Annotated in this window: 15 protein-coding genes; 7 read left to right on the top strand and 8 right to left on the bottom strand. The window is 45.6% G+C overall.

The genetic code is table 11. The features are described 5' to 3' along the window. The first annotated feature begins 357 nt into the window (after nt 1–357). Together XDD1_RS11475 and umoD are read left to right on the top strand one after the other, a co-directional pair. Entirely contained in the window at nt 358–1,662 is a 1,305-nt protein-coding gene (locus tag XDD1_RS11475; protein ID WP_045971285.1) for an NAD(P)/FAD-dependent oxidoreductase, read from the top strand. Between the two features lie 729 nt (nt 1,663–2,391). Next, nucleotides 2,392–2,832 (top strand): UmoD family flagellar biogenesis regulator, encoded by a 441-nt coding sequence (gene umoD / locus XDD1_RS11470; protein WP_231854395.1) that lies wholly within the window; start codon nt 2,392–2,394, stop codon nt 2,830–2,832. Between the two features lie 63 nt (nt 2,833–2,895). On the opposite strand, the gene mfd is transcribed toward umoD, so the two are convergent. Beyond that, nucleotides 2,896–6,348 carry a transcription-repair coupling factor gene (mfd, locus tag XDD1_RS11465; RefSeq protein ID WP_045971281.1) on the bottom strand — a complete coding sequence of 1,151 codons (3,453 nt, stop codon included), beginning with the start codon at nt 6,346–6,348 and terminating at the stop codon, nt 2,896–2,898. Nucleotides 6,349–6,547: 199 nt separating this feature from the next. On the opposite strand from mfd, the gene lolC reads away from it, so the two are divergent. From lolC to pepT, 5 genes are all read left to right on the top strand, one after another. After that, nucleotides 6,548–7,750, top strand: coding sequence for a lipoprotein-releasing ABC transporter permease subunit LolC (lolC, locus tag XDD1_RS11460; RefSeq protein WP_045971279.1), 1,203 nt, complete (start codon nt 6,548–6,550; stop codon nt 7,748–7,750). Next, nucleotides 7,743–8,444 (top strand): lipoprotein-releasing ABC transporter ATP-binding protein LolD, encoded by a 702-nt coding sequence (lolD, locus tag XDD1_RS11455; RefSeq protein ID WP_045971277.1) that lies wholly within the window; start codon nt 7,743–7,745, stop codon nt 8,442–8,444. The genes lolC and lolD overlap by 8 nt, the downstream gene beginning before the upstream one ends. Further along, entirely contained in the window at nt 8,444–9,691 is a 1,248-nt protein-coding gene (gene lolE / locus XDD1_RS11450; RefSeq protein WP_045971274.1) for a lipoprotein-releasing ABC transporter permease subunit LolE, read from the top strand. The genes lolD and lolE overlap by 1 nt, the downstream gene beginning before the upstream one ends. 1 nt (nt 9,692) lies before the next feature. Then, entirely contained in the window at nt 9,693–10,523 is an 831-nt protein-coding gene (cobB, locus tag XDD1_RS11445; protein WP_045971272.1) for a Sir2 family NAD+-dependent deacetylase, read from the top strand. A 154-nt stretch (nt 10,524–10,677) separates the two neighbouring features. Then, a complete protein-coding gene (pepT, locus tag XDD1_RS11440; protein ID WP_045971270.1) occupies nt 10,678–11,922 on the top strand; it encodes a peptidase T in 1,245 nt (414 codons plus the stop codon). 75 nt (nt 11,923–11,997) lie between these two features. Here pepT and XDD1_RS11435 read toward each other — a convergent pair whose 3' ends face one another. The 7 genes from XDD1_RS11435 to mnmA all read right to left on the bottom strand — a co-directional run bounded on the left by XDD1_RS11435 (nt 11,998) and on the right by mnmA (nt 20,048). After that, nucleotides 11,998–13,119, bottom strand: coding sequence for a ribosomal protein uL16 3-hydroxylase (locus tag XDD1_RS11435; RefSeq protein ID WP_045971268.1), 1,122 nt, complete (start codon nt 13,117–13,119; stop codon nt 11,998–12,000). A 136-nt stretch (nt 13,120–13,255) separates the two neighbouring features. Beyond that, nucleotides 13,256–14,719 (bottom strand): two-component system sensor histidine kinase PhoQ, encoded by a 1,464-nt coding sequence (gene phoQ / locus XDD1_RS11430; protein ID WP_045973528.1) that lies wholly within the window; start codon nt 14,717–14,719, stop codon nt 13,256–13,258. Then, the gene (phoP, locus tag XDD1_RS11425; RefSeq protein WP_045971266.1) at nt 14,712–15,395 is read right to left on the bottom strand and encodes a two-component system response regulator PhoP; all 684 of its coding nucleotides are present in this window, start codon (nt 15,393–15,395) and stop codon (nt 14,712–14,714) included. The genes phoQ and phoP overlap by 8 nt, the downstream gene beginning before the upstream one ends. Before the next feature lie 228 nt (nt 15,396–15,623). Then, nucleotides 15,624–16,661, bottom strand: coding sequence for an IS630 family transposase (locus XDD1_RS11420; protein WP_045968390.1), 1,038 nt, complete (start codon nt 16,659–16,661; stop codon nt 15,624–15,626). 206 nt (nt 16,662–16,867) lie between these two features. After that, a complete protein-coding gene (gene purB, locus XDD1_RS11415) occupies nt 16,868–18,238 on the bottom strand; it encodes an adenylosuccinate lyase (RefSeq protein WP_045971264.1) in 1,371 nt (456 codons plus the stop codon). 77 nt (nt 18,239–18,315) lie between these two features. Next, nucleotides 18,316–18,942, bottom strand: a complete 627-nt coding sequence (gene hflD / locus XDD1_RS11410; protein WP_045971262.1) for a high frequency lysogenization protein HflD — start codon at nt 18,940–18,942, stop codon at nt 18,316–18,318. Between the two features lie 2 nt (nt 18,943–18,944). After that, nucleotides 18,945–20,048: a tRNA 2-thiouridine(34) synthase MnmA gene (mnmA, locus tag XDD1_RS11405; RefSeq protein ID WP_045971260.1), complete on the bottom strand. Its 1,104-nt coding sequence runs from the start codon at nt 20,046–20,048 to the stop codon at nt 18,945–18,947. Nucleotides 20,049–20,129: the final 81 nt, after the last annotated feature.

Below are 20,129 nucleotides of genomic sequence, written 5' to 3'. Positions count from 1 at the left end.
TATTGGATTAGGTAAAGTTGTCTAGTTGTCTTAATAAGATTTGCTTACTCCTCGCGGCGCGAGGAGTAAATATCAGGGATTAATAAATCTGATTTACCTCTAATTTATTGAAAACCAGTATGCGATTTTTGTGATTGATGTCTAATTAATCAAAAGAATTTAATTGAGGTTATTTTTGGTATGACCAACTGACCGGCCATGATATTCTGATGATATTTTCGATATGAAATTTGTTTAGCCTGAAGTTATTTAAGGCCGTTATTCAAGGTTGTTACTCAAGCTTTTTATACAAGCTTTATACAAAGAAAGCCGTTTAACGCTTTACATAACATTAGGTGTATTTTCAGTGGGGTAGTCATGACAACGCCAAAGACAAGAATTGTCATCATTGGTGGGGGCGCTGGTGGTTTGGAGCTGGCAACGCGTTTGGGGCATAAATTAGGGCGTAACAAGAAAGCCGAAATTACTTTGGTGGATCGTAACAACAGCCATTTATGGAAACCACTATTGCATGAAGTCGCAACGGGTTCTCTTGATGATGGCGTTGATGCGTTGAGTTATTTAGCTCATGCAAGTAACCATTATTTCAATTTCCAGCAGGGTACACTCACGAATATCCATCGTGAAGAGAAAAAAATTACGCTGGCTGAGATCCGTGATGAAGACAGCGATTTGTTGGTGCCAGAGCGTGAACTGGCTTACGACATTCTTGTCATGGCTTTGGGCAGCCAATCTAACGATTTTGGCACCGCGGGTGTGAAGGATAATTGTATTTTCCTTGATAACCCGCAACAGGCACATCGTTTCCACAATGAGATGTTAAACCTGTTCCTGAAATATTCTGCTAATCAATGTGCAGAAGAAAAAGTGAATATCGCGATTGTTGGTGGTGGTGCGACTGGCGTAGAGCTTTCCGCAGAACTCTATAATGCCGTTAAGCAACTGAACAGTTATGGCTTTGAGAGCCTGAATTCAGATGCCTTGAATGTGACTTTGGTTGAAGCGGGAGAGCGTATTCTGCCTGCATTGCCGACACGTATTTCCAGTGCGGCTCATCAGGAGTTGACTAAACTGGGCGTTAAGGTATTAACCAAAACCATGGTAACCAGTGCCGATGAGCACGGGCTGAATACCAAAGACGGCGAACAGATTAAAGCGTCCCTGATGGTTTGGGCAGCGGGAATCAAAGCACCTGACTTTATGAAAGAGATTGGTGGATTGGAAACAAACCGTATCAACCAATTGGTGGTGAAGCCGACTCTGCAAACCACACTGGATGATCATGTTTTTGCCATTGGGGATTGTGCATCCTGCCCGAAAAAAGAGGGTGGTTTTGTTCCTCCGCGTGCCCAGTCCGCTCATCAGATGGCAAGCCGTTGCTATGATAATATCCTGGCATTGTTAAATGAAAAACCATTGAAAGAGTATGTTTATAAAGATCATGGTTCATTGGTTTCATTATCCAAGTTCAGTACGGTTGGTAGCCTGATGGGGAACTTGATGCGTGGTTCAATGATGGTTGAAGGTCGTATTGCTCGTATAGTTTACATCTCTTTGTATCGTATGCATCAGGTCGCTTTGCATGGATACATTAAAACCGGCTTGATGATGCTGGTTGGAGGCATTAACCGCGTTATTCGTCCACGCTTGAAGTTGCATTAATTAGCGAAAAAATGGCTCATCTTAAAGTAATTAATTGAGGTGAGCCATTGACCTGCCATTATATTTATTATTATACATACCATAATTATTCTTCTCCAAATTTACTTCAGTTGTTTATTATAATGAATAAAGGCGTATTTAAATTAAATACAGATCTCATCTTAATTAATTCATTATTGTTATCTGTGATATTTTATTAAATAATGGCCTGTGATTATATTGATATGGGATACAAAATACATTCAATTGATTTAGTGATGTATACCGACTCAATAGATAATCTAATAATTTATTAGTAAATTTAATTAATCGTTATAATAAGGCGCGATTTAGTCAGGTTACCCTGGTATCACAATTTTTTTCAGTCTGTAGGATTAGAGATATTAGGAATGATATATATCTTTTATGTTGTATGTACTTTTTATTTGACCGTTTTTAGTATGACAGTGACTAAGTTTTCATGTACTAAGTCTGAATGAAACAGGTATAGAAAATGTTTTTTCGAAAAGTCAATCCTGAAATTATTCACAATAATAAATGGCTATATGCTCAATGAATTTACTGAATTAATGAAATAGGATTTTTCTCAAAAATGAATTTAGCGCATTTTTAGCTTAATTCATATAATGGGGAAATATTATTTTAATTAAATTCCGTGTAAAATTATAAAATATATCAAGGTGTTATGTGGTTAAACTAACGATAAGACAGTATGTAATTGGTGCTATAATGACTATCATTACTATTGCCATCATTGGTGTAGCCGCAACGTTTTATTTTGAATCTCCACGCCCTAGCGTTGCACACGTATTATCTTCAGACCCGATCAGATCAACGGTTGTTTTTCGTCAATCCTATTGCCCTATTGTGGCATTTCCCATTCCTGCTACAGTAAAAACTATTGCAGGCAATCATTTAACTGCATATCAATATCGTATTTTAACCCTTCTTGAACACTTGAAAGCAAATAGGGAATATCCTGCTTTAACCCATTCAGTGTTAAAAAATTGCACAGAATTTAATTTTAAGAAACCACGTATTGTCGCGTATGACGTCAATTATGTCATTGGAGAGCAACCAGGAAAAATCAGGATAGAGTACAAACCCGATGACACTATCCCGTTAAATACAAAAGGCCAATTAGTTCTGAAATCATATTCACAACAATGATTTTCTTTTACTAATACAACCGTGGCATCACTTTTTCATCGTTCAAGTGACTATTGATATCAGTTAGGTATCACTTTTGTGCTGAACGAAGTTTTCTAATAATTGTTGAATAAAAGATAAACGGGAAGCCCGCTCGGTTAATTCAGTCATAAATTTTAATTTAAAGGGGCCATCTAATCGGTAAACATTAGGCTGCGTTTGTAACAAGCTAATAAGATAATTCGGATCGACTTTATTGTGACTGCCAAACTCAATAAAACCGCCTTTTTCATACGCTTCAATGCGCTTGATACCGAGTTGTTGGGCGATCAGGCGAATAGCAGCAGATTGCAACAGTTGGCGTCCCGGATCAGGCAGAGCGCCAAATCGGTCAATAAGTTCCACTTTTAGCTCATCCAGTTCGCTATTATCCTGTGCGCTGGCGATGCGTTTATAGAACGATAAGCGCATGTTGACATCCGGAATATAGTCATCAGGCAAAAGCACAGGCATACGCAGTTCTATCTCGGTCTGGTTGTTGGTGAGATCTTCGAGTGAAGGTTCCCGTCCCTCCTTTAACGCATCAACCGCACTTTCCAATAATTCCATATAGAGCGTAAAACCGATACTGGCCATCTGTCCGCTTTGGTCTTCACCCAATAATTCGCCGGCTCCGCGAATTTCCAAATCGTGAGTCGCCAAGGCAAAACCCGCGCCCAGATCTTCGAGAGAGGCAATAGCCTCCAGCCGTTTTTTCGCGTCGCTGGTCATGGCTTTTGGGTGTGGCGTCAGCAAATAAGCATAGGCTTGGTGGTGGGAACGCCCGACACGCCCACGTAATTGGTGTAATTGGGCTAAACCAAAATGATCGGCACGTTCAATGATGATGGTATTGGCGCTGGGGATATCGATACCGGTTTCGATAATCGTGGTACACACCAACACATTAAAACGCTGATGATGAAAATCGGTCATCACGCGTTCCAAATCGCGCTCGCGCATTTGCCCGTGCCCTACCACAATTCGGGCTTCGGGAACTAACTCTTCCAGCCGGGCTTTGGCTTTTTCGATATTTTCAACATCGTTATACAGATAGTAAACTTGGCCGCCGCGCAAAATTTCGCGCAGGATAGATTCGCGCACCACGAGGCTATCATATTCACGCACAAACGTTTTCACCGCCAGACGACGGGCAGGGGGCGTGGCGATAATGGAGAGATCGCGCATCCCACTCATTGCCATATTGAGGGTACGTGGGATTGGGGTTGCTGTCAGGGTCAGAACATCAACATCTGCCCGAATCGATTTAATCCGCTCTTTATGCCGAACCCCGAAACGATGCTCTTCATCAACGATCAACAAACCGAGATCTTTCCAGCGCAGATCACTTTGCAGGAGTTTATGAGTACCAATAATGATATCTACTTTACCTTCCGCTGCCATATCAATGACTTGCTGCTGTTCTTTGGCACTACGAAAGCGTGACATCACTTCAATATGCACCGGCCAATTGGCAAAGCGATCGCGGAAATTATCGTAATGCTGTTGGGCCAATAAGGTGGTCGGCACCAAGACAGCCACTTGCTTATTGTTGATAATGGACAGGAATGCCGCGCGCATCGCCACTTCTGTTTTCCCAAAGCCGACATCGCCACATACCAGCCTGTCCATGGCAATCGGTTCGCACATATCGTCAAGTACCGCATTGATGGCTTGTTCTTGATCGGGCGTCGTATCAAAGGGAAAACTTTGGCAAAACAGTTGGTATTGTTCGCGATCGTTTGCGAAAGCAAAACCGGGTTTAACGGCACGTTGTGCGTAAACATCCAACAGCTCGGCGGCAACATCCCGCACCTTTTCAGCCGCTTTCTGGCGGGCTTTGCTCCAGGCCTCCCCGCCCAATTTATGCAACGGGGCACTCTCCTCAGCACCACCTGCATAACGGCTGATGAGATGAAGGGAAGAGACAGGCACATATAATTTATCTTCTCCGGCATAAGTCAGGATAAGATACTCGGCCTTAATGCCACCCGCTTCTAACGTGATTAACCCCTGATAACGCCCAACACCATGCTCAAGGTGAACCACCGGCTGTCCGTGCCGTAATTCAGCGAGATTGCGGATAAGGGTATCGGTATTGATGGTTCGCCGATTATCTTGACGGCGGCGGCTGACCCGTTCGCCAAGCATGTCACTTTCACAAATCAACGCGAGATGGTGGTCTTCATCAACAAAACCGTGCTCTGCGGCGCCAACCATCAAATAATGGCCGGGGCTGTCGGCGTCAGTGAGCTGGTTTATTTTTATCGGATTGATTTTGATGCGGGATAGTAATTCCTGTACGGATTCCCGGCGTCCCTCACTTTCCACTGAAAATACGATTTTGCCTCCGTCGCTGAATTGCTCCATGAAACGGCGTAATTTATCCAATGGGGCTTTCTGTTGTGCCGCAACCGATAAATCAGGCAGCGGATGATAGGCAAGGTTGGTATTCTTTGCTTTTTGCGGCAGGGGATCGTTATCGACTTCAATGCGGGGCCAGTTTTTCAGTTCTGAAAATAGCTTATTGACCGGCAACCATAACTGTTCAGGCGCGAGCAACGGGCGCATGGGGTCAACTTTGCGGCTCTCAAAGCGTTGTTTCGCATCTTGCCAGAAACGTTCCGCAGCATGGGTCAAATTCTGGGTAATTAACAGGGTATTTTCGGGCAAATAGTCAAAGATGGCAGGCAAAGGTTGTTCAAAAAACAACGGTTGCCAATACTCAATGCCCGCCGGCAGCATTTTTTTACTGACTTGCTGATAAACATGTTCAGCATCACGACGGACTTCAAACTGTTCACGCCATTGGCTGCGAAACAGCTCAATCGCCTCTTGGTCGGTTGGGAATTCATGTGCCGGCAATAAACTGATTTTTTCCACTTCGGCCAAGGTACGCTGGCTATCCACATCAAAAGTACGCAGGCTGTCGATCTCATCATCAAAAAAATCGATGCGGTAAGGGTGTTCACTGCCCATCGGGAAGAGATCAAACAAAGCGCCGCGCGTGGCAAACTCGCCATGTTCCAGTACCTGTTCAACGCGACGATAACCCGCCTGTTCTAGCTCTGCCCGCAGTTTATCACGTGAAAGACGCTGCCCTTTGTGCATAACCAGCGCATGACCCTTGAGATAATCGTGTGGGCAGACACGTTGCATCAGGGTATTAACGGGAAGGATTAATGCCCCTTTCGTCATAAAGGGTAAATGATAAAGCGTGGACAGGCGGTTGGAGATGATTTCTTGGTGAGGAGAAAAACTGTCGTAGGGCAGAGTTTCCCAATCTGACATAGTATTGATGGGGGCGTGGGTGAACTGTTGAATTTCATCACGCAATCGCAGGGCATTCTGCATATCTTTGGTCACCAGCAGTATTGGCCCTGAGTGACGTTCAATGATTGCGGCACATTCAACGGCACAGGCTGCGCCGGTCAAATGGCCCAGAGAGCGGCTATCACCGCGGCGTTCAGGAAGTTGATAACGGTATTTTGCTGACATAAGTGTTTGATATGTGTTCTCTAAGATTCAGTCCATTCCCAACACATTTTTAACCCAGTAGCCTTACAATAAATACGCTGGCAGGTTGAGAGAAAGTAAAAAAAACCGCAGAACCGGGATACGGGTGGTTCCATAAAGTATTGCTACCCTTTATTATCCCCGAACACTTTGCTTTGGCAACAGGGGCGTAACAGATTTCATGTTCCAATCTGTCTCATTATTTATAGGATTGCGCTATATGCGCGGGCGAGCGGTCGATAAATTTGGCCGTTTTGTTTCATGGCTGTCGGCGATTGGCATTACGCTGGGCGTCGCGGCGTTGATCACGGTGCTGTCAGTGATGAATGGCTTTGAGCGTTCACTGGAAAGCAGCATTCTGGGTTTTATGCCACAGGCTGTCATTACTTCGGAAAAAGGCTCTGTCAGCCCGGCAGAACATCCGAGTAGCCAGCTTGCGGGGTTAAAGGGAGTCAATCGCATTACCCCTATCGTGCAAGGGGATGTGGTATTACAGAGTCACCACAATGTTGGGGTGGGTGTCATGTTGGGGATTAACCATGATGAATATGCACCGCTGACAGAACATCTTGTCAATGTTGATCGAAGCCAATTACAACCTGGACGTTATTTTGTCATTCTGGGCGAAAAACTGGCGGCAAAATTGGGGGTAAAACGGGGTGATCAAATCCGGGTCATTGTGCCGAGTGCCAGCCAGTTAACGCCTATGGGCAGAATTCCCAGTCAGCGTTTATTCACTGTCGCGGGCACATTTTTCGCCAACAGTGAAGTTGATGGGACAGAAATGCTGGTCAATCAACAGGATGCGGCCAGATTGCTGCGTTACCCCGTGGGGAATATCACGGGCTGGCGTTTGTACCTCAATCAGCCTCTATTAGTCGATGAGTTGAGCCAACAAACGCTTCCCGCAGGGCTGGTATGGAAAGACTGGCGCGAACGCAAGGGCGAATTCTTTCAGGCGGTTCGCATGGAGAAAAATATGATGGGGTTATTGTTGAGCCTGATTATTGCGGTCGCGGCGTTTAACATTATCACTTCTCTCTCTTTGTTGGTGATGGAAAAACAGGGTGAAATCGCTATCTTGCAGACGCAAGGGCTGACTCGCCGTCAGGTCATGGCCATTTTTATGATCCAAGGGGCGGGCGCTGGCATCCTCGGTGCTCTGTTGGGAACGGGATTGGGGGTGTTGCTCTCCAGCCAGTTAAATACTTTCATGCCGATTATTGGTTTGTTGGCAGAGGGCATTCAATTACCGGTAGCGATTGATGCTGTGCAAGTGATGATGATTGCCCTCAGTGCCATGCTGATCGCCTTAATCTCGACTTTATACCCTTCCTGGCGCGCGGCTGCCACCCAACCTGCTGAGGCTTTACGTTATGAGTAATCACCCGTTATTAGTGTGTCATCACCTGTGCAAAAAATATCAGGAAGGAAAGATTTCGACAGAAGTGCTGAAGCATGTCACTTTTTCCATGCAGCAAGGCGAAATAATGGCCATTGTCGGCAGTTCGGGGTCGGGTAAAAGTACACTTCTGCACTTATTGGGTGGTCTGGATTCACCGACATCGGGTGAAGTGCTTTTTAAGGGTCAATCCCTTAACCAAATGTCTTCGTCTGCGCGGGCAGAACTGCGTAACCGTGAAATTGGTTTTATTTATCAGTTTCACCATTTATTGCCTGATTTTACGGCACTGGAGAATGTGGCGATGCCCCTGTTGATTGGGGGGCAGAAACGCCATGCCCAACAAAAAGCGCGGGAGATGCTGGCTGCGGTTGGGCTGGAACAGCGGGCGCATCACCGGCCATCCGAACTGTCGGGAGGAGAACGTCAACGTGTCGCCATTGCACGGGCACTGGTCAACCAACCGTCACTGGTATTGGCGGATGAGCCAACGGGTAACCTTGACCAACGCAATGCCGACAGTGTGTTTCAACTGCTGCAAGAATTGAACCACCAGCAAGGCACGGCATTTCTGGTGGTCACCCATGATCTGAAATTAGCCCGGCAACTGACACGGCAGGTGGAAATGCGTGATGGGTATTTACAGGATGAATTAACCCTGACGGGGGAGATGTAATGGTAAATCTGCCTCTTGCATTATTTACCGCATTACGATTTAGTCGGGGCCGGCGTCGTTCAGGGATGGTTTCCCTGATCTCAGTCATTTCAACGCTGGGCATTATGCTGGGCGTCGCGGTACTGATTATTGGCCTGAGTGCCATGAATGGTTTTGAGCGGGAACTGAAAAACCGGATACTTTCCGTGGTTCCACATGGGCAAATTTATGCGGTGGAGCAGCCTTTTCAGGATTGGGAAACGGCGCTCAGGCGGGTAAAACAGACACCGGGTATTGTCGGCGCCTCGCCCTATATTGAGTTTACCGGCCTGATGGAGCGTGGCGAAAAGCTCCATGCGATACAGGTGCGGGGTGTCGATCTGGAGACAGAGAACAGCGTGAGTACCTTGCCTCAGTTTGTGCGTGATGGGGCATGGAAAACATTCAGGGCAGGAGAAAATCAGGTGATTCTGGGGCAGGGAGTGGCCAATTCGCTGCACGTGAAACAAGGTGATTGGGTGACGGTCATGATCCCCAATAACGATGCCAGCCTGAAACTGTTACAGCCTAAACGCATCCGCTTACACGTTGCGGGTATTTTCCAGTTGAGCGGCATGTTGGATCACAGTTTAGCCCTTGTGCCTTTGCCTGATGCCCAGCATTATCTGGATTATGCCAATGCCATCACAGGGATTGCGATTAAAGCAGATAATGTTTTTGCCGCAGAGCAGCGTGTTTGGGACGCCGGCAACGCGACGGGAAAATATGTGTATATCAGCACCTGGGTCAAAGATTACGGTTATATGTATAACGATATCCAGATGGTGCGCAGCATTATGTATCTGGCGATGGTGCTGGTTATCGGCGTCGCTTGCTTTAATATTATTTCAACGCTGATTATGGCTGTGAAGGATAAAAGCAGCGATATCGCTATACTACGTACACTGGGTGCCAAGGATAGCCATATCAGGGCCATTTTTTTATGGTATGGATTACTCACCGGTATGATAGGCAGCCTGGTCGGTGTGGTGGTCGGGATTTTCACATCATTAAATTTGACGACTATCATTAAAGGATTGGAAAAGCTGCTTGGGCACCAACTTCTTTCAGGCGATATCTATTTTATCGATTTTCTGCCGTCAGAATTACACCTCACGGATGTGCTTTATGTTTTGCTAACGGCATTGGTATTAAGTTTGTTGGCGAGTTGGTATCCTGCCCGTCGAGCCAGTAAACTTGATCCAGCGCGGATTTTGAGTGGTCAATAACATGCGGGTTCTTCATCGGCATAGCAAATTTTACCGAATAAGACGGTTACGGCGTCGGCGATTACATAGACAAAACTTTTACAGGGATATCCGATTGGCAAATAAAACAGAAAAACCTTATGTGGTGGTGCTGACCGGGGCAGGCATTTCTGCTGAGTCAGGCATTCGAACATTTCGCTCTTCCGATGGCCTGTGGGAAGAACATCGTGTCGAAGACGTCGCGACGCCAGAAGGTTTCCAGCGTGATCCTGACTTGGTTCAGGCATTTTACAATGCCCGCCGGGAGCAGCTCCGGCAACCGCAGATCCAGCCTAATGCCGCACATGATGCTCTGGTGGAACTCGAACACGAGCTGGGTGACCATTTTTTGTTGGTGACACAAAATATTGATGATTTGCATGAACGTGCGGGAAGTCACCGTGTCCTGCATATGCACGGTGAATTACTGAAAGCCCGCTGTTGTCAGTCCGGGCAGGTGGTTGAGTGGGTCACCGATCTGACGATGGAAGATCGTTGCCATTGTTGCCAGTTTCCGTCTCCACTGCGTCCTCATGTCGTGTGGTTTGGGGAAATGCCATTGGGCATGGAACAGATTTATTCTGCCTTAGCCGATGCCGATATTTTTATTGCGATCGGCACATCGGGTCATGTTTACCCCGCAGCCGGTTTTGTGCATGAAGCTAAATTGTCCGGAGCGCATACTGTTGAGTTGAATCTTGAACCGAGTCAGGTCGAAAACCTGTTTGATGAAAAACATTATGGTCATGCCAGTAAAATCGTCACCCAATATGTTCAATCCTTAATTCAGCAAATGAAGGCAGGCAAAAGCTGATTTGACGCAATACCGACGCTATCCATCTTTTTCATAATGAATTCACGTGAACTAAACCGTGTTTCAAAATGGCAGGCGTCAACCTTATCCCGCGCAGTGCACGGGATAAGGTTGCAAACGCTGACTATGATAAAGCTTATTTAGGGAGGAAAAGATGGATAGATTATTAGAGCGTTTTTTAAAATACAGTGTATTTAATACCCAAGCAAAATCATCCGCTAAAACTATTCCCAGCAGTGACGGTCAATGGGATCTCGCCAAGGCATTGTACGAAGAGCTGATCCAGCTTGGTTTTGCTGATGTGACTCTCAATGAGCAGGGATATGTGATGGCAACTTTGCCGGCCAATGCTGCAACATCGGTTCCTGTCATTGGTTTCATTGCCCACCTCGATACCTCACCCGATTTTTCCGGCAGGCATGTTAATCCTCAAATTGTCGAAAACTATCGTGGCGGCGATATTGCCTTGGGGATAGGAGATGAAGTGTTATCGCCGGTCATGTTCCCGGTATTACACCGTTTGTTGGGGCAAACATTAATTACGACTGACGGGAAAACCCTGTTAGGTGCTGATGATAAAGCCGGGATCGCTGAAATCATTACCGCAATGGTGCGTTTGAAACAGAAAAATATTCCACATGGTGATATTCGGATTGCGTTCACACCAGATAAAGAAATTGGCAGGGGAGCATCCCATTTTGATATAGAGGCTTTTGGTGCAGAGTGGGCCTATACCGTTGATGGCGGCGGGGTGGGGGAATTGGAATGCGAAAATTTCAATGCGGCCTCAGTGACAATCAAGATTGTGGGTAATACGGCTCATCCGGGAAGTGCCAAAGGTGTCATGGTTAACGCATTGACACTGGCAACGCAAATTCATCATGCCCTGCCTGTTGAGGAAACGCCTGAACAGACAGAAGGCTATGAAGGTTTTTATCATTTGCTGAGTATAAAAGGCTCCGTTGAGCGTGCCGAGATGCACTACATCATCCGGGATTTTGATCGCGCCAATTTTGAAAAACGCAAAAAAAACATGCTGGCTATTGCGGAAAATGTCGGCAAAGGATTGCATCCAGACTGCTATATCGAATTGGCGATTGATGACGATTATTACAACATGCATAGCGAGGTGCTTAAATATCCTCATGTTATTGCCATTGCTAAACAAGCAATGCTGGATTGTAATATTGAGCCGGTAATCCAGCCGAACCGTGGTGGTACTGATGGTGCAGAATTATCTTATCGCGGCCTCCCTTGCCCGAATATTTTCACGGGGGGATATAACTATCACAGCAAGCACGAATTTATTTCACTGGAAAGTATGGAGCAGGCCGTTAACGTGATTATGCGGATTGCGGAATTGACGGTAAGTCACGGCAATAATCTATTATCTGAATAATTATCAATGGTTAAATCAACACACTGACAAAGGGGCCGTTCCTTTTGCCCCTTTGCCCAGATTAACCTGTTTGAGTTAATCGTTAAAATACCAATAACCGCTATTGACCAAGGCGGTCAGCAGACTGACAAATCGGACATCATCAATGGCATCACCCAGAAGTTCAGCATTAACTTTGTCATATTGGCACAGGGCATCAGCAGCATGGAGATGGGGCGTATCCATCAACTCGCCATTGACGAAACACTGATCGCCGACGCGCAGGACGCGCAGGCCACTCAATCGGTTTAATTCTTCGCCTTGTTTCAGCAAATCATAAATCTCATCGCTCTCATAAGGCGGTTCAGGTGGAGCCAGATCCAGTTCATGGCGCGATTGAGAGATAAATTCACCAAACCAGTTTTGGAACGTTTCTGGTTGTTCCAACAGCTCACGCATCATTGAACGCAGTGTGTCCAGCTCATTTGTCTGAATCAGGGCGGGATTATCACGGAATGTCAGTTCAGGATCGCTGTAGCGATGGCTGCCGAGTTCGTTTGCCAGAATATAGTCAGCAAATCCGCTGAATAATTCACGGGAGTTGGGGGCACGGAATCCCACTGAATAGTTCAGTGAATCCTCAATCGCATAGCCTTCATGGGGGAAACCCGGTGGAATATAAAGGATATCGCCCGGTAACATCTCTTCATCAATGATGGCCTCAAAGGGGTCAACCTGCAATAAATCAGGATGAGGGCAATGTTGTTTCATCGGGATTTTTTCACCGACTCGCCAGCGTCGGCGGCCTTTTCCCTGAATAATAAAAACATCATATTGGTCAAGGTGAGGGCCGACACCCCCGCCGGGAACTGAGAAAGAGATCATCAAATCATCCATGCGCCAATCGGACAGGACACGGAATGGCTTCATGAGTGCAGAAGAGGGGAGATGCCAATGGTCAACGGCTTGTACAAGCAGAGACCAGCCTTTTTCGCCTAAATGATCGTAAGTCTCAAATGGCCCGTGGGAAACTTCCCAGCGCCCATTTTTCTGACTGACCAAACGGCTATCGATTTCATTTTCCATCGCCAGTCCCGCCAACTCATCGGGGGAAAGGGGATCAATAAATTGATGGAAACCCTGTTTAATCAGCAATGGTCGTTTTTGCCAATGGTTTTGCAAAAACGCCTGCCAGTCCAGATTTAGCTGATAATCCATGGTGACATCCTGAAGTGAGAGGTGAATTTCTCGCTATTATAACGAATAGTCAACCACGATATCAGATTTGGTTGCAATATTTCGAGGCTGAGCTAAATAATCGCTTACCTCATTGCTATCGTTATTGCATTTGCGGTTAGTGAGTGGTAGCTGAATTGTGTTGGGCACGAAATATCACGCTGACTCTGGCGCCACCCAGTGGGCTATCATCAATGCTGATTTCACCTTCATATTGCTCGACAATTTCAGACGCTATCGACAAGCCGAGACCTTGGCCTGATCGCAATGTGTCGGCCCGTAAGCCACGCTGGAAAATCATTGCTCGCTTATCCGAGGGCACTCCCAGTCCATCATCATCGACAATAATGGTGACCGCGTTTTCTCCCATTGTGGCGGTGACCTTGACAAATTTCAGGCCATATTTACAAGCATTATCCAAAATGTTTCCCATCACTTCCAGAAAGTCATTTTTTTCCCCCAGCCATGTTACTTCGGGAGAGACATCCAGGGTAATTTTGATACCTTTATGTTGATATACCTTTGTTAAGGCACTAATTAATCCATCCAGCAAGATTGGGACAGAAGAAATTTGCCTCAAAAGCAAACTGTAATCGCTGCGCATATTGGCCTTGTGCAGATAGTAACCAATTTGTTGGGATATTCGGTCAATTTGTTCAAGCATAATAGGTTCAGCTTGTTCAATGGTCAGTTTTTGTGGAGGGCGCATAGAGCGTAGCGTTGATTGCAATACGGCTAACGGTGTTTTCAGGCTATGGGTTAAATCCGAGAGAGTTGTGTGATATTTGGCATAACGTTTACGTTCATTGAATAGTAAGTTGTTTAAGTTTCTGACCAACCCTTTTAATTCGGTAGGCGGATTCTCGTCCAGTTTTTCCCTTTCGCCATTTTCGAGTGAACTGATCTGGGTAATTAGGGATTTTATTGGCCTAAGGCTCCAGTCAGCAGCCAACCAAATTAACGGAATGATTAGCAGTAGATTGGCGATTAAAACATAGCCGAACCATTCCCATACTTTTGCTGATTCCTGTACATCTTGTGGAATGGTATCAATGATCACAATAGTCATTGCAGGCAATTTACCCGTGGCAGGATAAATATTTACGGCAACCGAGTAGGTTAATAACACATCCTTATCATTTTTTGCCTTTTCGGCATTATCTTGATTGGGTGTTGCGGTTGGATTATAAAAAAAATCTCCTTTTTCTTTAAAATACGCTTCTAGCGTATATAACCCATCTTTTTTCAGCCAATCAGGATCAATCATTCTTTCCAATTCAGGTACATTATTTTGGCGCCAAAGAACATTTCCCTCATTATCATAGATTAGGGCTAATGAACGGTAATTCATGGAAAAATCTTTGGGAACGAGGATTTCTAGCTTGTTATTTTCCCATCTGGCTAATGTGAAAAAGAGATTGCTTTGGCTACGGAGTATGGAATAGCTTGTTTTGTCAAAACTGACTAAATATCCGGCAATAGCAACAATTCCATATGAGAGCGTCAGTGCGAGAATAATAGCCGCCGTAGCCATGAGAAACCGAGTTCTCAAGGAAAAAGGTTTTTCAGAGAACTTAAGCATCATGAGATTTCACATCGAAACGATATCCTTGGCCACGCACAGTAACAATGACCTCTTTCGGCCATTCATTCAATATCTTTTTCCTCAGACGCCCCATTAATACATCAATGGTATGACTTTCACGTAATTCAGCGTCTGGGTACAATTGGCGCATGAGTGTTTCTTTACTGACAACCTTGCCATTATTGCGCATTAAGGTTTCGATAATGGTGTATTCAAAGGCAGTCAATTTAATATTGGTATCATTGATAAAAAACTCTTTTCTTGAAAGGTTGATTGAAAATGGCAATATTTCAATGAGTTGTGAGGCCAAGCCACTATTGCGCCGCATTAAAGCTTGTATGCGCGCATTAATTTCTTCCAGATGAAAGGGTTTAGTTACATAATCATCTGCACCGGCATTTAGTACGGTGACTTTTTCTTGCCAGCTCTCGCGAGCGGTAAGAACAAGGATAGGCAAATTAATTTGCTCACTACGCCAGCGCTGTAACATGCTCAGGCCATCTTCTCCTGGCAACCCTAAATCGACAATAGCAATATCAGGGTGACTCTCTCTGAGATAATAATCTGCTTCTTTGGCATTCTCCGCAGCATCAACCTGATGCCCAATATCCCGCAGTTGTACGGTTAAGTGATGGCGAAGTAATGCGTTATCTTCAACGATCAATATCCGCATAATGATTCCTTATGCTAATCAGTAATGTTTATCAAATAAATTTAAAATAGCTAAGTAATCAATTTCGTCAATAAAGATTAAATAAAATTATACATATATGATTATGCGTAAGCTAAGTATAGTAACTATTTAGCTTTTGTTGGTATATTAATGATTGGTTCATTTAAAAACAAACAGTTAGGGTGAAATAATAAATAAATTTACAATTTATTTATCTTCTATACCAATCTAACTTGAAGATGCAGGTTTTAAAATCTGAAAGTTGTCAGTCAGTCTAGTCGTGAGTTCTTTCGCTTTTTCTGGCAAAGTGACATGAAAAAAGTGACGAAGGGTTTCACGGAATGTCTTCGCATCCGGAAAATAAACATTGTTACGTACTTGCTCATTCATATACTTCCACAATCGCTCTATTGGATTGAGGTTTGGGCTGTAAGGCGGTAGGTAATGCAGTTCAATATTAAGGACATATGCCACCTCTTTCACCAATTCTGCCCGGTGGTAACCCGCCCCATCCAGAATAATATGAATTTTTTGCGAAAGTGGGTAAGTTTCTCTAATAGCGCCGAAAAAATACGCGATATTTTCGGCATTGATACTCGGGTATTCACGGATCACGGTGTCTTCAATTCGTTGTAAATTGAGGGCGCCCAGAAGATTGAGACGGGTACGACTGCCGGTGGTTTCGACCACTTTTACCTGATTTTTCCCCGCTTTCATCCAACCATAGCTGAGCTTTGTGGACTGCGAAGGATGCACCGCATCAATAAATAGGATAGGTTCATTCTGACCTGCCCGGTCTTTCAGAGACTGGTAGTCATCAATAAATTGTTGCTGCTTATCCGCATCGAATTTATGAGGAACGCCCTTTGGCTTTTTGTAGCTGAAACCTTGTCGGTGAAGCCATTTCGTCATGCCTCCCACGCTGAAAGACACCTGCCAACGAGCTCGTACATAATCCACAATTTGAGCGGTCGTATGCAGCAAATTTGCCGTCAAATAATCAACCAGATCGGCGGTTTGTTTGGCAGAGAGATGGCTTTCAGAACCGCCATTTTCGGGGGTGAGTTTTTCCTGCGCGATGAAATCTTTTAGGTGACGGCTTACCGTAGTTTCATGAATACGTAAGGCCTGAGCAATCATCTGAGCTGTCCAGCCCTCTGACGCCAAAAGCACGGCCTTGATGCGATCACAGACTCGACTATCACGAGTGGTATCATGCATCAATTCGAGGGCACGTTTTTGTTCTGGTGTCAGATGAATTTTCATGATTGCAAGCATGATCGGGTTTGGATAAGAAATCAAGCATCTTCAATGGCGATTGGTATATATAAGAATCATATATCTAATCGTGTTCAAGTGACGGTATGCGACGATCAGGAAGTTTGCTGGGATTGGCGGCTGGTATTGAAATTAAGGCGTGGAAATCACACTGGGCGGGATAAAACCCGCCCATTGACATGACTAAATAAAGGTTATTTTAACTGGTCAACCAGTGAAGTCGCGTATCCAATGTAATTTGCTGGCGTCATGGTTTTAAGGCGTTCTTTTTCCGCTTCAGGCAGTTGAAGGCCATCAATAAACGCTTTCATGCCTTCGGCATCAACCCGTTTACCACGCGTCAGTTCTTTCAATTTTTCATACGGTTTTTCAATACCATAACGGCGCATAACCGTCTGGATAGGCTCAGCCAAGACTTCCCAATTGTTGTCCAGTTCATTCAGTAAATGCTGTTCATTGACTTCCAGCTTATTCAACCCTTTCATCGTGGATTGATAAGCAATCAGGGCATATCCCAGACCGACGCCCAGATTGCGCAGTACTGTTGAATCCGTCAGGTCACGCTGCCAGCGGGAGACAGGAAGTTTGCCGGCAAGATGCCCCAGCACCGCATTGGCCAATCCCAGATTGCCTTCTGAGTTTTCGAAATCAATCGGATTGACTTTATGTGGCATCGTAGAAGAACCAATTTCTCCGGCAACGGTTTTTTGTTTGAAATGATTCAAGGCGATATAGCCCCAGATATCGCGATCAAAATCAATGAGGATGGTATTGAAACGTGCCACACAATCAAACAACTCTGCAATGTAATCATGAGGTTCAATCTGAGTGGTATACGGATTCCACTGGATACCCAAAGAGGTCACAAATGACTCACTGAATTGGTGCCAGTCAACGTGTGGGTAAGCGGACAAGTGCGCATTGTAGTTACCCACCGCCCCGTTGATTTTACCCAGAATGTCTACCTGCCCAAGCTGGCGGAATTGGCGCTCCATACGATAGGCCACGTTAGCAAATTCTTTGCCAACCGTAGACGGCGTGGCGGGTTGACCGTGTGTGCGCGATAACAGTGGCAGCTTGCGATAGTCATGTGCCATGCGGGTCAGGGTATCGATCAATTGACGCCACAGCGGCAGCAAAACTTCCTCACGGGCGGTTTTAAGCATCAAGGCATGTGACAGGTTATTGATATCTTCTGATGTGCAGGCAAAGTGAATAAATTCTGCCACGTGATGCAGGGCAGGGACAGGCGCGACTTTTTCTTTCAGAAAATATTCAACCGCCTTAACGTCATGATTGGTTGTGCGCTCAATCTCTTTGATCCGCAGTGCATCCTGTTCATTGAAATGGGCAATGATTTCATCAAGGTAAGCGTTTGCGTCAGCGTCAAAAGCAGGAACTTCTTTGATTTCTGGTGTCGCGGCCAGTTTTTGCAGCCAACGTACTTCGACCTGCACACGGAATTTTAGTAAGCCGAACTCACTAAAGATAGCGCGTAGTGCGCTGACTTTATCGCCGTAACGGCCATCAATTGGAGAAACAGCGGTCAGTGAGGATAATTCCATTGGTAGCAACTCCCGGATTTTATTTAACAATTTACGTTTAACAGCGTTGGTTTAACAGTTTTTTGGCTAACTGTTTTCTAACAATTAGCCAAGATCTCTTTTGCCTGTCGGATCAAGCGTTGACGAGAAAACATGATTTGCAGGCGGCTACCGCCAACTTGTTGCCATAAGACGGCGCTGCGGATACCGGCCAGCAACACCGATCTGACTTTTGCCTGAATCAGCGTATTACGCAATACGTCAGGTGACCCCGTCACTTGAATACGTGGCCCCAGTGGGCTGATAACATCGACATAAATGCCAGCAAGGGCATTGAGCATCCCCTCTGACATTGGTTCAAAATAGGCTTGCTGGCGCTCTAATTGTTCAATGCGATTGGCTAATTGATTGGCGGCAGATTGATTTTTATTTAAACGGCGTTCCAGCGCCATCAAACCTAGCATATAGCGGGTAAGATCGGCAGAAACACCACTATGCGAACCATTGAACATGCCTAACATGGCATCAAGGCCAATACGCAGATTACAGGCATTATTGCCAAAGACATCCAGTGTGGATGTTGGGTTCATGTTCAGGATACTGTTGAGCGTGACCTCAAAAGCATCCGTATCACATTGGCCTTCGTGGGCAAGTTTTTGTACCAGACGGCCTGACTGGCAGATACCTGCCAGTGCCAGTGTAATATCGTAATAATTTTTAGCCACAACTACTCCTGTATACGTTGTTCGATCACACCACCACCAAGACAGATTTCATCTTGATAAAACACGGCTGATTGACCGGGGGTGACGGCGGCAACAGGGCTATCGAACCGAACCTCAATTTTATCTTCGCCCAAGGGGACGACAGTGCAGGGAATATCATGCTGACGGTAGCGTGTTTTGACGACACAGCGCATTTCGGCTTGCAGGGGCTGGCGATCAACCCAATCAAGTTGCTGTGCAATCAAACCGACAGACATCAGGCGAGGGTGTTCATGGCCTTGGGCAACAATCAGGATGTTGTTTTCGACATCTTTATCAACCACATACCACGGATCTTCACTGCCCTCTTTCGTGCCCCCGATCCCCAGCCCCTTGCGCTGGCCGAGGGTATGGTACATCAAGCCAGTGTGTTGGCCGAGGGTCTCTCCATCCACCGTCATGATTGGACCCGGTTGGGCAGGCAAATAGCGCCCAAGGAAATCACGGAACTTACGCTCACCGATAAAGCAGATACCCGTCGAATCTTTTTTCTTGGCGGTGACGAGACCAATTTCTTCGGCAATGCGGCGTACTTCGGGTTTTTCCAGTTCCCCGACTGGAAACAGGCTCTTGGCAACTTGTCGGTGGCTTAAGGTGTATAAGAAATAGCTTTGGTCTTTATTACCATCCAAGCCACGCAGCAATTGGCTGACGCCATCCACATCCCGGCGACGGACATAATGCCCGGTTGCGATATAGTCAGCCCCTAAATCCTCTGCGGCAAACTCCAGAAATGCTTTGAATTTGATTTCTTTATTGCAAAGAATGTCAGGATTTGGGGTTCTGCCTGCTTTGTATTCAGCAAGAAAATGTTCGAATACATTGTCCCAATACTCAGCAGCAAAATTGATCGTATGTAACTCGATGCCCAGTTTGTCACAAACGGCTTGGGCATCGGCAAGATCGGAAGCCGCCGAGCAATATTCTTCACTGTCGTCTTCTTCCCAGTTTTTCATGAACAGGCCAGCTACCTGATAGCCTTGCTGTTGCAGAAGGTAGGCGGAAACGGATGAATCAACACCGCCGGACATGCCGACAATGACTTTTTTCTGGCTGTTATCTGACATGGATATATCTCACTGCGGAAAAAAACAAACGCGATACTTTAGCACGTTGGCAACCAAGGTGCACCAAACGTCTTCATACTC

This window comes from Xenorhabdus doucetiae (assembly GCF_000968195.1).
Lineage (GTDB): Bacteria > Pseudomonadota > Gammaproteobacteria > Enterobacterales > Enterobacteriaceae > Xenorhabdus > Xenorhabdus doucetiae.
This window is presented reverse-complemented; position numbering and strand designations above follow the sequence as displayed.